The organism is Sulfitobacter sp. IGS-18 (assembly GCF_059628195.1).
Window position 1 is genome coordinate 808,601 of sequence record NZ_CM184556.1, and the last position, 13,350, is coordinate 821,950.

Sequence of the window (13,350 nt, forward strand, 5' to 3'; positions counted from 1 at the left end):
CGCACTTTCCCCAGAGCGTATCTTGCCACACCTGCCCGGTTGCAAAGCCCTGAGGCATGTGGTTGTCTAAAAGCCAACCTGCCGAAACGGCGGAAACACTCGCTGAATTGGCGAGAACAAACATAACACCTGGGGAGGTGCGATTTGTCTGAGAAAGCCACTGGCGGCGATTTCGTCGTGTTCGATCACGTACAGAAAAGTTACGATGGCGAAACGCTTGTGGTCAAAGACCTGAACTTGTCGATAGGCAAGGGCGAATTCCTGACAATGCTCGGGCCATCGGGCTCCGGCAAGACCACATGCCTGATGATGCTGGCCGGGTTCGAGACGGCGACCCATGGCGACATCCTGCTGGATGGCAAGCCGATCAACAACATCTCGCCCCACAAGCGCGGCATCGGCATGGTGTTCCAGAACTACGCGCTGTTCCCGCATATGACGATTGCAGAGAACCTCAGCTTCCCGCTGGAAGTGCGCAAGATGGGCAAGTCCGAGCGCGAAGAGAAAGTCGCGCGCGCCCTTGGCATGGTGCAGATGGAAAGCTTCGGTGGCCGTCGGCCCGCGCAGCTTTCCGGTGGTCAGCAGCAGCGCGTGGCGCTGGCCCGGGCGCTGGTTTTCGAACCCGATCTGGTGCTGATGGACGAACCATTGGGCGCGCTCGACAAGCAGCTGCGCGAGCATATGCAGTTCGAGATCAAGCACATTGCCGACAACCTCGGGATTACCGTGGTCTATGTGACCCACGACCAGACCGAGGCGCTGACCATGTCGGACCGCGTTGCGGTCTTTGAAGACGGGCGCATCCAGCAGCTTGCCCCGCCGGACGAGCTTTATGAGAAACCCTGCAACAGTTTCGTGGCGCAGTTCATCGGCGAGAACAACACGCTGCAGGGCGAGGTCAAGGAGATCAAGAACGGGCTGGCGGTCGTCAAGCTGGACGATGGCAGCCTGATCGACGCGATGCCCGTCAACGTGAACAAGGCAGGCGAGCGCACGCAGCTGTCGATCCGGCCCGAAAGGGTCGAGTTCAACATGGAGCGTCTCAACCCCGGCGCGCATACGCTGCAGGCCGAGGTGCTCGAATTCATCTACATGGGGGACATCTTCCGCACCCGGCTCAGGGTCGCGGGGAACGATTCCTTCATCGTCAAGACACGCAATGCGCCCGACCAGGTGCGCTTGGAGCCGGGCCAGACCGTCGAGATCGGCTGGCAGGCAGAAGATTGCCGCGCGCTGGACGCATAGGCGCGCGTGTCATGTCGCGGGCGCAAGCCCGCGATGAACACGAAGCCCGTAACTAAACCCGTTGTTATTGGCCTTACTTGAAAAAACGGGAAGAAAATTGGGAGAATACCAAATGAAATTCACCAAAATCCTACTAACTTCGACCGCGCTCAGCGCAGTCGCAGGCGTTGCCCTGGCACAGGAAATGTCCAACGACATGACCATCGTGTCCTGGGGCGGGGCTTATCAGAACAGCCAGTTGAAGGCCTATGTTGAGCCCTATCAGGCGCTGCACCCCGAAGTGAATGTCGTATGGGATGAAAGCTCCAATGAAGCCGTGGCCAAGCTGCGCGCGATGAACGAAGCGGGCAACATCACCTGGGATCTCGTTGACGTGGTGGCGTCTGACGCCATTCGCCTCTGCGACGAAGGTCTGGCGATGGAATACGAACCCAATGAGCTGCTGGCCGAAGGCGCCGACGGCACATCCGCAGAAGATGACTTCGGCGACCTGATCGTCTCTGACTGCTACATCCCGCAGATCGTCTATTCGACCACATTCGGCTACCGCACAGACATGGTGCCCGAAGGTGCTGCGGCGCCCAGCGAAATCTGCTCGGTGTTCGACCTGGAAACCTATCCCGGCAAGCGTGCGCTGGAAAAGCGTCCGATCAACAACATGGAATGGGCGCTGCTGTGTGACGGCGTTGCCAAGGACGAAGTCTATGACGTGCTGGCGACACCGGAAGGTCAGGAGAAGGCGCTGGCCAAGCTCGACACCATCAAGGACAACGTGATCTGGTGGTCGGCCGGTGCGGATACGCCCCAGCTTCTGGCAGACGGCGAAGTCTTCATGGGCTCCACCTACAACGGTCGCCTGTTCTCTGTCATCGAAGAGCAGAACCAGCCCGTCGGCATGATGTGGGACGCTCAGGTCTTTGACCTGGATGGCTGGATCATCCCCGAAGGCCTGGACGAAGCGCGCCTGAACCGTGTGAAGGACTTCATCAAGTTCGCCACCGACACCCAGCGTCTGGCTGATCAGGCCAAGTACATCTCCTATGGTCCGGCACGCCTGTCGTCCGCACCGCTGGTGCCCGAGGACATGAAGCAGCACATGCCGACCGATCCGGCAAACGCTGGCAACACCTTCCTCTACAACTACGAGTTCTGGGCTGACTATCGCGACGACATCGACGCGAAATTCCAGGCGTGGCTCGCGCAATAAACTGAACCCGGGCGGGCCACTGATGGCCCGCCCTTCGCAGGCCGGATCCCTGGTCCGGCCTGCCCGAATTCCCCGCGAAGGACAGCCCGATGAGCGATGTGACCGAGACGATCCCCCAGGATTCTCCCGAACAGGGGGGCAAAAAATCTGACGGAAAGATTCGCGCCGCGGACGGCACGTCGCTGAAACGCAGCCTGAACCGCGCCCTGCGGCGTCAGAAGCTGCGGGCCTTGATCCTGATCGCCCCGCTGCTCATCTTTGTCCTGGTCACCTTCATCGCCCCGATCGCGGACATGCTGTTCCGCTCGGTCGAGAACCAGATCGTCGCACAGACCCTGCCGCGCACGACCGAAGCGCTGGCCGATTGGGAAGCCGGGTCCGGGCAGGCCCCCGGCGCGCCGGTCTACAAGGCGCTCTACGAAGACATATTCATCGCGCAGGAGCGCAAGCTGCATACCCGTCTCGGCTCGCGGCTCAATTACGAACTGACCGGCGCATCCTCGCTGTTTCGCAAATCCGGACGCGGCGTGGGTGACATGGGCGAGGTCTATCAGGACCAGTTCGAGGATTTTGACGATTTCTGGAAGAAGGGCGAGAACTGGAACGCCTTCCTCGGCTCCGACGAATGGCTGGCCGAGATTCAGGCATGGGACAAGGCCTCGGGCGATGACCAGCCTGCCTTTGAAATGCGCGACGGCATGGAAGAGCTGTTTCCCCAGACCGCTGCCAAATACGAGATTTTTGCCGACTTCGTGCAATACGAGGATGGCGACAACCTGTACAAGGAAGACCCCTGGGCGCTGATCTATTCCTCATTCTATGATGACCTGACCGGCCCCACTGCGCCACAGATCGCGGCATATGACGGCCCCGCCGCCGCGCAGATCAAGGCGGCCGCCGCTGCCGCAGCAAGTTTCGAAACCGTGGATTACGCCGCCGCCTTTGCGGAGATCGACAAGGATTGGGCCGAGACCCCGATCTGGGAGACAATCCAGACCTATTCGGGCCCGTTCACCAACGGCTACTTCCTGAATGCGGTCGATATGCAAAAGAGCCCGGACGGCGCCGAACTGCGCCCCGAAAACCAGCGTATCTATGGCACGCTGTTCCTGCGGACGCTGTTCATGTCGCTGATGATCACCGGCAGTTGCATCCTGCTGGGCTATCCGGTGGCCTGGCTGCTGGCGAACTTGCCCGCGCGCACCGCGAACCTGCTGATGATCCTTGTCCTGCTGCCCTTCTGGACCTCGCTGCTGGTGCGGACCTCGGCCTGGAAGGTGATGCTGCAGCAACAGGGTGTGATCAACGACACGCTGGTGTGGCTCGGGATCGTGTCCGATGCGAACCGTCTGGCGCTGATCAACAACCAGACCGGTACGATCATCGCGATGACGCATATCCTGCTGCCCTTCATGATCCTGCCGCTCTATTCGGTGATGGCGACGATTCCGCCCGCCTTTCTGCGCGCCGCCAAGAGCCTTGGCGCAACCAACTGGACGGCCTTCTGGCGGGTCTATTTCCCGCAGTCGGTGCCGGGCATCGGTGCGGGCTCGATCCTCGTCTTCATCCTGTCCATCGGGTATTACATCACACCCGAAATCGTGGGCGGTACGACAGGCACGTTTATCTCGAACCGGATCGCCTATCACATTTCCAGCTCGCTCAACTGGGGCCTCGCTGCCGCACTTGGGGCGATCCTGCTGGCGGTCGTGCTGGCGCTCTATTGGGCCTACGACAAGATCGTCGGCATCGATAACGTGAAACTGGGGGGCTAGGACCATGACTGCACTCACGCCGATCAGCCGCACGCCGGTGTCCTTCTATGCCTCTGTCGCGGCTGCTGCGGGGGCCCTGGCCGGGCTCTTTGTGGGCACCGCACAGGGCAGCGGATTGCTGGGCATCATCATCGGCGCAATCGCCATGGGCGCGCTGGCTTTCGTGCTGACGCAGGTCATCAAGGCCGAGAAACCCGGGATCTGGGGCAGTGTCGTGCTGCTGGCGGTCATCGGTTTCCTGCTGGGGGGTATACCGGCGCTGGTCATTGGCGCGCTGTTCGGCTGGTTCTTTGCCTGGTTCAGCTTCTGGCTCTACGAAGGACGTTACCGGCGCAAGTTACCGCCCTATCTGACACCGGGTCAGGTGCTGTGGCACTTTGCCTTCCGGGTGATCTGCGGGGCAATCCTGGTGTTCCTGATCACGCCGATCCTTGTGGTCATGCCGCTGAGCTTCAATGCCGAGAACTTCTTTACCTTCACGCCCGAGATGCTGCGCTTTGATCCCGCGGGCTACTCGCTGAAGCACTACCGCGCCTTCTTCAACAGTTCCGACTGGCAGAACGCGCTGCGCAACTCGGTCATGATCGCACCGGCCGCGACACTGCTGTCGGTCGGTTTCGGCACGCTGGCGGCCATCGGGCTGAGCCAGCCGCATGTGCCGTTCCGGCGGGCCATCATGGCGATCCTGATCTCTCCGATGATTGTGCCGCTGATCATTTCGGCGGCGGGCATGTACTTCTTCTACAGCCGTATCGGGCTGCAGGGCACCTACATCGGTGTGGTACTGGCCCATGCGGCGCTTGGTATTCCCTTCGTGATCATCACCGTGACGGCGACCCTGGTGGGCTTTGACCGTTCGCTGACGCGGGCCGCCGCCAACATGGGGGCCTCGCCGATCCGGACCTTCTTCAAGGTGCAGATGCCGCTGATTCTGCCTGGCGTGATCTCCGGCGGGCTGTTTGCCTTCATCACCTCGTTCGATGAGGTGGTGGTGGTGCTCTTTGTCGGCTCAGCGGGTCAAAAGACGCTGCCCTGGCAGATGTTCATCGGGCTGCGTGAACAGATCAGCCCGACCATTCTGGCGGTCGCGACACTGCTGGTTGTGATCTCTGTCCTGCTGCTGACGACGCTGGAATTGCTGCGCCGCCGGTCCGAGCGGCTGCGGGGCATGTCTCCGAGCTGACCGGCGCCGGTCGCGGGGGAGGGCAAAGCAGGCCCGCCGCCGCTGATTGAGACGCCTGAGACTGTCGAGACACAGGTGTGTTGCTGTAATGCGAAGGAAATGTTGGCATAAACGGGTGTTTTAATCCGGAAGAGCCAGACTGAGCCCGGATGAACCCGGATAGTGTAAGTCCCAAAAATATATGGCGAAATTGAAGGTCGCGGCTACTGGTGTTGCAGATCGGCACTGCCAAATAAACTTCGCACCTAGCTACACTGGCTTTGAGGGCGGAACTCATAGCCTATAAAAATATAGGTTTCCTAAAATTAAGGTGGGACGCAAAGCTTCAAGTGCGCCAGAAGCGTCCCACCTTCATGCCGTCCCTATAAAACAAGGGGACATTAGGCGATCAACGAATGTTTGACAAACTTGAGGTGGGACGTTTTGAAACAGCATTGAAGATTATTTTTTGACCGTTCCATCGCCAGGAAAGAGGCACTCTTCGATCCTTTTTAGCTCAGATCTAAACTTCTCAAAGTCAATCGCATCTCGCTTCACATCACAAAGGTGGTCACATAACTTTACCTTGTTGAGTTCGGTGGTCTCGACAGTTGACGTACCTTTTTCGCGCCGGGTAGTCGTGTAAAAGTGATCCGCAAATACTGCTTTTGGAAGAAGATTCTCAATCCCCGCTCTATATTTCGCATCATCTTCGTTGCATCGCAGCACTCGAACATGAAGGAAACCCTGGTCGACATCCTCATAGCTCTGATCGCAGTCGAAAAGCAGGAGCGTATGAGACCGCAAGAGATTTGGATTGTTACCTAGAGTTCTTTGAGCTTGTTTGAGCTGTCTTTCTCCACCATCCTTTGATTGACCTTCTGACAGCACTCCAATCCAATCAAAATCGACGCCAGAACTCAGACGGTCGAAACCGAGAAGTTCAGCAGCAGTTCTTAAGTACTTCGGGTCCGTCGGCCCCTCGCACAAAACTAACGGGCGTGAGGCTGCTCCCGCACGTTCTAGGATGTGATCATCAAATGCCTTGGTTGTCGTTAGGTAGTCAAAAGAACTGACAAACTCGCTGAATCTCTCTGCCGTGATCCGTGTTCCTTCCGGAAACTCGACAAGCATAAAACCATCAGATCCAAATTTTTTCTCCATACCAAGAGGGAAAAGTGGAGAATGTGCAGTCAAAATGAACTGTATCTTCGGAAACAGTTCGATCAGGGCGGGCAGCACGTCATGTTGTAAGTCGGCGTGTAAATGCGCGTCGACTTCATCGACCAAGACTATCCCCGTCATATGGTCCATCGGTTGAAGCATCTGGCCAGCGTCTGCGTACCGCAAAATTGTACCGAAGATACTAACCAGCATCGCCTGCCCAGATGAAAAAGCGTCCAAGCTAGGCATTATTACTTTGTCACCCTCGACTATCAGCAGTTTTCGTGCCCCATGATGTCGATTCAAGCGAAGCAACTTGGCGCCAGGGGCCTTTAAAATCAGTTGAAGAACTTTGTTTATATTATTCAAGGCCTCAGAGTGGACACGAGCAACCCCAACCAAACTCCGAAGGCTGGAGTTGTTAGTCTGCTGCTCTATTCGGTCATGAGCAGCGTCAACTAGGGCCGAGATATCTAATTGACTGTCTAAAAACACATCAGAGATCCAGGACCTTAGCTCCTCAATGCTGGAACGAACTGAAATTTTGTTCCTAAGGATTCTGGTATAGTCCATGTGGAAGGTCGGAGAATCCAACCCTCTTGATTCCCCAGTCCAATGGGCATTTTCCGAGCGCTCGGCTGGGAAACTTACATAGCAGCCTTTGCCAAAAATTTCTTTGATATTCTCTTTCTTTCCCTCAGCCGCCTTGTGCGCGTCGTTAGTTGGCCAGTTTAGACCTGGGTATGCAGAAATCCTTTGTTGCAAGTCTTGCTGGCTCAATAAACCGCCTTTGCTCACATAGGTGAGGTTCTTGCTACCATGAGAGAATTTCATCAGGGCTAATTCAAATTTGCTGCCAGTTCTTGTCGTGGTAGCACCGATGATACGGTGCCACTTGTGACCCACGCCACGTTCGTTGGCAGGAGCGGCATTTTGGTAGTACTTCGAGGCCAACTCAATCAGTGCATCAGTGACATAAGACAGGAAGTTAGATTTTCCCGAGCCATTTTTTCCTACCAAGACAATGGGCTTAGGATTTCCATCCTGTTTAAATTCAAAGTTAAGTTCCAAATCCTCAATGGGCCCGCATTGGAGGATCAAGGTGTGTTCTAAATACAATTCATTCTCCAATATTTGGCCTAAGGATTAGCGGCACTCGGCATCATTTCCCAACCTTCACCGCCGTCCCGGACGCCACCAGCATGACCATGCTCCAGCCGCCGTCGCCAATCTGGACGTAGTCGAGATCGACGGCGATCACGGCGTCAGCGCCCAGGCGCGCGGCTTCCTGTTTCAGCTCGTATAGCACCGTCTCGCGAGCATCGCGCATCGTGTCTTGAACCGCCTTTGAACGGCCACCGAAGACGTTTCGCACAGAGGCGAAGAGGTCCTTGAAGGCGTTCATGCCATAGGCGCACTCGGCCGTGACGATCCCCAGACGCTTTTCGATGACCAGGTCGGTGTGCATCTCTGTGGTGACGATGATTGCTTCAATCGCGGCTTCGCGGGACGTCCTAACTCCAACCGGTCCGCAAGTTTTGCAGCTTCCATCTCCAATCCTGTTGAAACTATTCAAAATTTCTCCACAGACTGCGCATTTATCCACGAGATTCTCCTAAATCCATATGTGCTTGGATGTCGAACAAGAAGGTGCAAGCATCGCATTTGCCACAGTTCGCCATCTTCGTCCCCTAGAACCAGGTATGTTGAAACGCCGAACGTTTCTTTGGGGTTGGCTTCGACCGCTGCCGGATGTTGTCATAGGCGTGCCCAGACCAGACAAGCCGTCCGATAATATGAACGCGATTGGCGTCGTCACCCATCCGTGCTTCGGATGGAAAATCGGGGTTCTCAGATCGGAGCAGTAAGCCGTTTCCGATCTTTTCAAGCCGCTTGACCCGGGTGTCGCCCGCAACGTCGACAATGCCGTAGATTTCGCCCTCGCGAAGTTCAGCGTACCGGCGATCAAGCAGAACAAGATCACCATCGCTGAGTAGCGGCTCCATGCTGTCGCCGCCAACGCTGCAAACTACACATTTGTTCGCTATCAGTCCGCGTTCCGTCAACCAATCGCGCCGGAACGCGACCGGTGCCAAATGCCGGGCATTGTCGCCAGCCGCTCCCGGTCCGGCTGATAGGGATACATCGAAGCGTTCCACAAAAGCGAACTGATCAAGCAGCTGGACCGCTTCATGGTTGCTTCTTGGCCTCTCAGACTGATCGGACTTGGGCGGCTCCAGACTTAGTTCAAGCCCGAGAAAATCTGCGATTTTTAGTAGGTTGTGAAGCGCGTTTGCCCTCTCACCAGGGCCACGTTCCAAGAGGCCTTGGATGTTCTTGATCGCGGAAGGATTGCCAACAGCCTCTTTCGAAGCCGCCGCGGCACTCAACCCTCTTCGCTTCAACGCAGTGTCTATCGCCTGGATCAAATCAGCCATTCCTATCTTGTTAGCCATCTATGGCTAGGCCGCAAGATAATAATACCAAGTGGCCATACATGGCTTGACAGCAAAGGCCATGCATGGCTAGGTGCAATCATGAAAACGCTCATTCAACAAATCGTTTCCCTCGGAGAAACACTGGCTGATCACCATTGCACCAAGCATTGGACGATTTCGAAGCTGGTGAGCACCAAGAGCGATTTTCTCCATCGCCTTCATAACGGTGCGGATATGGGAACACGGACATATGAGGCAACGCTCCAGAGGTTCTCCGATATCTGGCCTGACGACCTTCAGTGGCCACACGATATCCCGCGCCCTTCGGTAAAGAAGGACGCCGCCTGATGCGCGATCACCCCGATATCCCGCTCGACACCGATGCAGCGCGCTGCGCGTTGAATTTACTGTCAGAGGCGCAGCGTCTTGCCCTGGTGATGGAGGTCATCAACGGGGCCGTGTCGCCTGCATCGTGCCTCCAGCTTGCCCGCATCGAAACTCTCGCCCGTGTGACTGCAGAGCAGATCACACGGCAGGCACATGTCACAGAGGAGATCCGCAAATGCCGATAGAACAGACAACCGAACTGGACGAATTTGCGCGCCCGCCCAGCTTGCTGGACCGTATCGCGGAGCTTGAGGCTCGAGTGGCCCTGTTGGCCATTCAGGTCAACGTCATGAACGGAAAAGACCGTGACGAGGGCGTGAGGATTTCAGCTGGTGACGCGATCGGTGGGCTTGCCCTTGCTGTTCTCACCTTCGGCGGAATGTTTGTGCTCTGGGGGCTGTCATGAGCCGGTCCCCCCAGCAGGCCTTTGCAGACCTTTCCGCCGCCTTGACCGAAATGGTCTCCCTCCAACAGCAGATGCAGTCCGAGAAAGAAGATACCGACAACAACCTGATCACGCTTTGGGATGCCCAGGCGGACCGCGCCATGGGGGCATGGGGCGAGTTGATCAATCAGCAGGACGCGCTGCGCGACATCAAGGGGCTGTTGAATGTGACCTATGGCGGGGCACCCGACTGATGCATGCCGCCACCATGTCCTCGGATCGTCTGCAGCGGGTGAAGAAGCTGCTGTCTGACCGAAAGCCGCATTCCACCCGCGAAATCATGCGCCGGGCGCATGTCTGCGCCATCAACAGCTGTGTCGCCGAGCTGCGGCAGCTGGGGGCGGACATCGTCTGCGAACGCCAGAAGATCAACGGCAAGTTCATCTTCTTCTACACGATGCTGACGCCGCCTGATGAAGCGCCGGAAGCCGACGAAACCCTCAACTTCACGGATGACGCATGACTGACACGCCTCAAAACACCCCTTCGGACGCGCTGCGGAGCGTTGCATTGGCACCCGGCCAGATCGAAGTCGGGGAGCGTCTGCGCAAGGCCAAGCCGCATCGGGTGGCCGTGCTGGCAGCGGATATGCAGGTACAGGGGCAGTTGCAGCCGGTTCTGGTCTGCGAGGCTGAAACCGCTGGCAAATACACGCTGGTCGATGGTGGGCAACGGCTTGCCGCGCTGATCGAGATCAAGGCAGCCTTTGTCGAAGCGGTTGTGCTGCCCGCGTCCTATGGACCCGAGATGATCCTGTACGCCCAGATTATGGCGAACGTGAACCGCGAGGACCTGACCAAGCTGGAGCGGGCGGAATATCTGTCGGAATTGCGCGATGTCTGGCAAAAGCTGAACCCTTCGGCCAAGCAGGGCGGGGATCGGCGAAGCGCCCATGTTCGCGCCGTGAAGGAACGTGAGGCGGGCGAGGAAAATCAAAGTCCAATTCTTGGACTTTGGTCAGAAGTTGCGTCAAAGGTGGGGTTAGGCAGGGCCTCCTTTTTCAACGCAATCGAGATTGCCAAAGGTCTTTCCCCCGCCATCAAGGACCGCATCCGCGACACATGGATTGCCGATCATCAGGCCGGATTGCAGGCATTGGCCAAAGCTGAGCCAGACCAGCAGGAGCGGGCCTGCGACATCCTCTTGTCCGACCCTCCCAAGGCCAGCACCATGGCCGATGCGCTGCTTCTGGCACAGGGCCGTGCGCTGCCGAAGAACGACGACAAGCACTATCACCGGGTGACCGCGACCTGGTCGCGCCTGTCCACCAAGAGCAAGCGCGCCTTCATCGACGAGCACAAGCGCGAGATCATCGCGCATGCCCGCAAGCAGGGCTGGACCATCTGATGCTCTGGGTCTCGGCACAACAGATCGCGGATGCGGCATCGGCAGGGCTGATGCCCGGCCTGCCGACAACCAAGCGGCGGGTGAATGCCCTGGCCGTGCGCGAAGGTTGGGCCGACGCAGGGCTTGCACGGGTGCGCGAGGGCCGCGAGGGCGGCGGCGGGCTGGAGTATCACATCGACGTGCTGCCCGCTCCGGCCCGGGCGGCATGGCTGGCCAGTCACCTGACCCTGACCGACCGGGACACCCGCCCTGTCGTGCATGAGACCACGATCAATGATGGCGAAGATGCCCGGACCGTCATTCTGGGCCTTGCGCAGAAGTTCCAGTTCGAGAATGCGCTGCCACAAACGGCTGCCGATGCAATGTTTGCAGAGCTGTTCACAAGCGGTTCAATCGACCTTCCAGGCTGGATCACGGCAGCTGTGCCCAGCGTTTCGGCCCGGTCGCTGGCCCGGTGGCGCAAGGCCGCAACGTCGGGTGCAGCACCTTGCGGCCGGGGGCGTCCGAAAGGGTCTGGAATTCTGGATGTGGCGCACGATGGGCAGGTTCGGGCCCTGATCCTTGCCGCCATCGCCAAGCAGCCGTTCCTCTCGGCCAAACATCTGCGCATTCTGGTGAAGGACAAGTTCGGCAAAACGCTGGAGACGGTCTGCGCCCGGACGGGTGATCCGAAAGTGGTTGCGCTGCCCAGCATCAGGGCCTTTCAGGGCGTGATCTCGCGCTGGAAAGACGAGTATCGCAACGAATTGCTGCGCCTGACGAACCCGGATGGATATCGGTCCACCGTGCGGTTCTCGGCAACGGGCAGTCAGCGTGCGGACCGGTTGAACGAGATCTGGCAGATCGACGCCTCGCCGGCCGATGTGATGCTGAAAGGCGGGCGGCATTCGATCTACATGGCGGTCGATGTCTACTCACGCCGGGCCATCGTTCTGGTCAGCAAGACGCCGCGCGCATCCGCTGTCGGGCTGTTGATCCGCAAGTGCATCAAGTTGTGGGGGGTGCCCGAAAAAATCCATACCGACAACGGATCGGATTTCGTGGCGCGTCAGACCAAGCGGCTGTTTGCCGCGTTGCAGATCGAGGTCGAACTCAGCGATGCATACGAGCCAACCGACAAGGGCATCGTAGAGCGGACCATCGGCACCTATCAGCGCGACATCGCGGTCTGCCCCGGTTTCATCGGTCATTCGGTCGCGGACCGGAAGGTGATCGAGAACCGCAAGGCCTTTGACAAGCGGCTCGGGGCGACAGACGAGACGCTCTACGATGTCGATATGGACTTTGCCGAGTTCCAGGACTGGAGCGATGTCTGGGCGGCTGACATGTACGGTCGGGACGCGCACGCCGGATTGGGCAAGCGCACCCCATTCGAGGTGGCTGCCAGTTACGCAGGCCCGGTGCGCAAGATCGAGCACGAAGCCGCATTGGACGTGCTGCTGGCCCCGATCGCGTCGAATGGCGGTCTGCGCCGCGTGACCAAGCAGGGGGTGCGGGTGGATGGAGCCATGTACCTGCCAATGGCCGCGCTCCCCGGTGACGATGTGCTGGTACGCATGGACCCTGCCGACATGGGGCGGGTCATGCTGTTCCACCCGGAGACGGAAAGCTACATGGGCGAAGCGTTGAATGCCGATCTTGCCGGTTTGAACCCGGTGGAGGTCATTGCCAAGGCCAAGGCCATGCAGCGAGCCTTCGAGGACGAGAAACTCACGGATATTCGCCGCGCCAGCCGCAAGATCGGCAAGCGCGACGTGGCCGATGCCATGCGTCGGGACGCCGCCGAGAAGGCCGGTGTCATGGTGGCATTTCCAAAGGCCCGCGAGGTCTACACGACGCCTGCGCTTGAAGCTGCTCAAGATGCCGCTGCGCCTTCGCGCCGTGCAGACACGAAAAGCCGAGTGTCCGACGACGCGCTTTCCGCGCTGCGCGCCGAGCATGCTGTAACGGCCGAGGTTGTGATGAAGCCCGAGACGCCGAAGGAGCGGTTCCGCCGGTTCCTCGTTCTTGAGCAGCGGATCAAGGCCGGAGAGCCGGTTCTGCCGGAGGAGCGTCAGGCGCTGCAGGCCTATCAGAGGCAGCCTGAGTACATCGGGCACATGAAGATATTCGAGGATTTCAGCTGGGCGATGTTCGGCTGATTTAGGTGTCACCGGCGGCATTGCGGGCCGACCGGCGAC

Annotated in this window: 14 protein-coding genes; 11 read left to right on the forward strand and 3 right to left on the reverse strand. The window is 58.5% G+C overall.

Features of this window, described 5'->3' with window-relative positions:
* Window positions 1-144 precede the first annotated feature (144 nt).
* From ACWNZ3_RS03935 to ACWNZ3_RS03950, 4 genes are all read left to right on the forward strand, one after another.
* Window positions 145-1,245 (forward strand): ABC transporter ATP-binding protein, encoded by a 1,101-nt coding sequence (locus ACWNZ3_RS03935; protein WP_274574272.1) that lies wholly within the window; start codon window positions 145-147, stop codon window positions 1,243-1,245.
* Window positions 1,246-1,357: 112 nt separating this feature from the next.
* Window positions 1,358-2,452: an extracellular solute-binding protein gene (locus ACWNZ3_RS03940; protein WP_269365764.1), complete on the forward strand. Its 1,095-nt coding sequence runs from the start codon at window positions 1,358-1,360 to the stop codon at window positions 2,450-2,452.
* An 89-nt stretch (window positions 2,453-2,541) separates the two neighbouring features.
* The gene (locus tag ACWNZ3_RS03945) at window positions 2,542-4,227 is read left to right on the forward strand and encodes an ABC transporter permease (RefSeq protein WP_496901266.1); all 1,686 of its coding nucleotides are present in this window, start codon (window positions 2,542-2,544) and stop codon (window positions 4,225-4,227) included.
* Window positions 4,228-4,231: 4 nt separating this feature from the next.
* Complete coding sequence (locus ACWNZ3_RS03950; RefSeq protein ID WP_496901267.1) at window positions 4,232-5,410, forward strand: ABC transporter permease; 1,179 nt, start codon at window positions 4,232-4,234, stop codon at window positions 5,408-5,410.
* A 441-nt stretch (window positions 5,411-5,851) separates the two neighbouring features.
* Here ACWNZ3_RS03950 and ACWNZ3_RS03955 read toward each other — a convergent pair whose 3' ends face one another.
* The 3 genes from ACWNZ3_RS03955 to ACWNZ3_RS03965 all read right to left on the reverse strand — a co-directional run bounded on the left by ACWNZ3_RS03955 (window position 5,852) and on the right by ACWNZ3_RS03965 (window position 8,991).
* Window positions 5,852-7,684 carry an AAA family ATPase gene (locus ACWNZ3_RS03955; protein ID WP_496901268.1) on the reverse strand — a complete coding sequence of 611 codons (1,833 nt, stop codon included), beginning with the start codon at window positions 7,682-7,684 and terminating at the stop codon, window positions 5,852-5,854.
* Window positions 7,685-7,715: 31 nt separating this feature from the next.
* Window positions 7,716-8,021, reverse strand: a complete 306-nt coding sequence (locus ACWNZ3_RS03960; RefSeq protein ID WP_496901269.1) for a YbjQ family protein — start codon at window positions 8,019-8,021, stop codon at window positions 7,716-7,718.
* Window positions 8,022-8,244: 223 nt separating this feature from the next.
* Window positions 8,245-8,991 carry a S24 family peptidase gene (locus ACWNZ3_RS03965; protein ID WP_496901270.1) on the reverse strand — a complete coding sequence of 249 codons (747 nt, stop codon included), beginning with the start codon at window positions 8,989-8,991 and terminating at the stop codon, window positions 8,245-8,247.
* Window positions 8,992-9,090: 99 nt separating this feature from the next.
* Here ACWNZ3_RS03965 and ACWNZ3_RS03970 point away from each other — a divergent pair, with 99 nt between their 5' ends.
* The 7 genes from ACWNZ3_RS03970 to ACWNZ3_RS04000 are packed head-to-tail and all read left to right on the forward strand — an operon-like array spanning window position 9,091 to window position 13,311.
* Window positions 9,091-9,339: a hypothetical protein gene (locus tag ACWNZ3_RS03970; protein WP_496901271.1), complete on the forward strand. Its 249-nt coding sequence runs from the start codon at window positions 9,091-9,093 to the stop codon at window positions 9,337-9,339.
* Entirely contained in the window at window positions 9,339-9,563 is a 225-nt protein-coding gene (locus ACWNZ3_RS03975) for a hypothetical protein (protein ID WP_496901272.1), read from the forward strand. The genes ACWNZ3_RS03970 and ACWNZ3_RS03975 overlap by 1 nt, the downstream gene beginning before the upstream one ends.
* Window positions 9,554-9,784, forward strand: coding sequence for a hypothetical protein (locus ACWNZ3_RS03980; RefSeq protein WP_496901273.1), 231 nt, complete (start codon window positions 9,554-9,556; stop codon window positions 9,782-9,784). The genes ACWNZ3_RS03975 and ACWNZ3_RS03980 overlap by 10 nt, the downstream gene beginning before the upstream one ends.
* Window positions 9,781-10,017, forward strand: coding sequence for a hypothetical protein (locus tag ACWNZ3_RS03985; protein ID WP_496901274.1), 237 nt, complete (start codon window positions 9,781-9,783; stop codon window positions 10,015-10,017). Before ACWNZ3_RS03980 ends, ACWNZ3_RS03985 begins: the two co-directional genes overlap by 4 nt.
* Window positions 10,017-10,286, forward strand: coding sequence for a hypothetical protein (locus ACWNZ3_RS03990; RefSeq protein WP_496901275.1), 270 nt, complete (start codon window positions 10,017-10,019; stop codon window positions 10,284-10,286). Before ACWNZ3_RS03985 ends, ACWNZ3_RS03990 begins: the two co-directional genes overlap by 1 nt.
* Window positions 10,283-11,170 carry a ParB/RepB/Spo0J family partition protein gene (locus ACWNZ3_RS03995; protein ID WP_496901276.1) on the forward strand — a complete coding sequence of 296 codons (888 nt, stop codon included), beginning with the start codon at window positions 10,283-10,285 and terminating at the stop codon, window positions 11,168-11,170. The genes ACWNZ3_RS03990 and ACWNZ3_RS03995 overlap by 4 nt, the downstream gene beginning before the upstream one ends.
* Window positions 11,170-13,311: a DDE-type integrase/transposase/recombinase gene (locus ACWNZ3_RS04000; protein WP_496901277.1), complete on the forward strand. Its 2,142-nt coding sequence runs from the start codon at window positions 11,170-11,172 to the stop codon at window positions 13,309-13,311. The genes ACWNZ3_RS03995 and ACWNZ3_RS04000 overlap by 1 nt, the downstream gene beginning before the upstream one ends.
* Window positions 13,312-13,350: the final 39 nt, after the last annotated feature.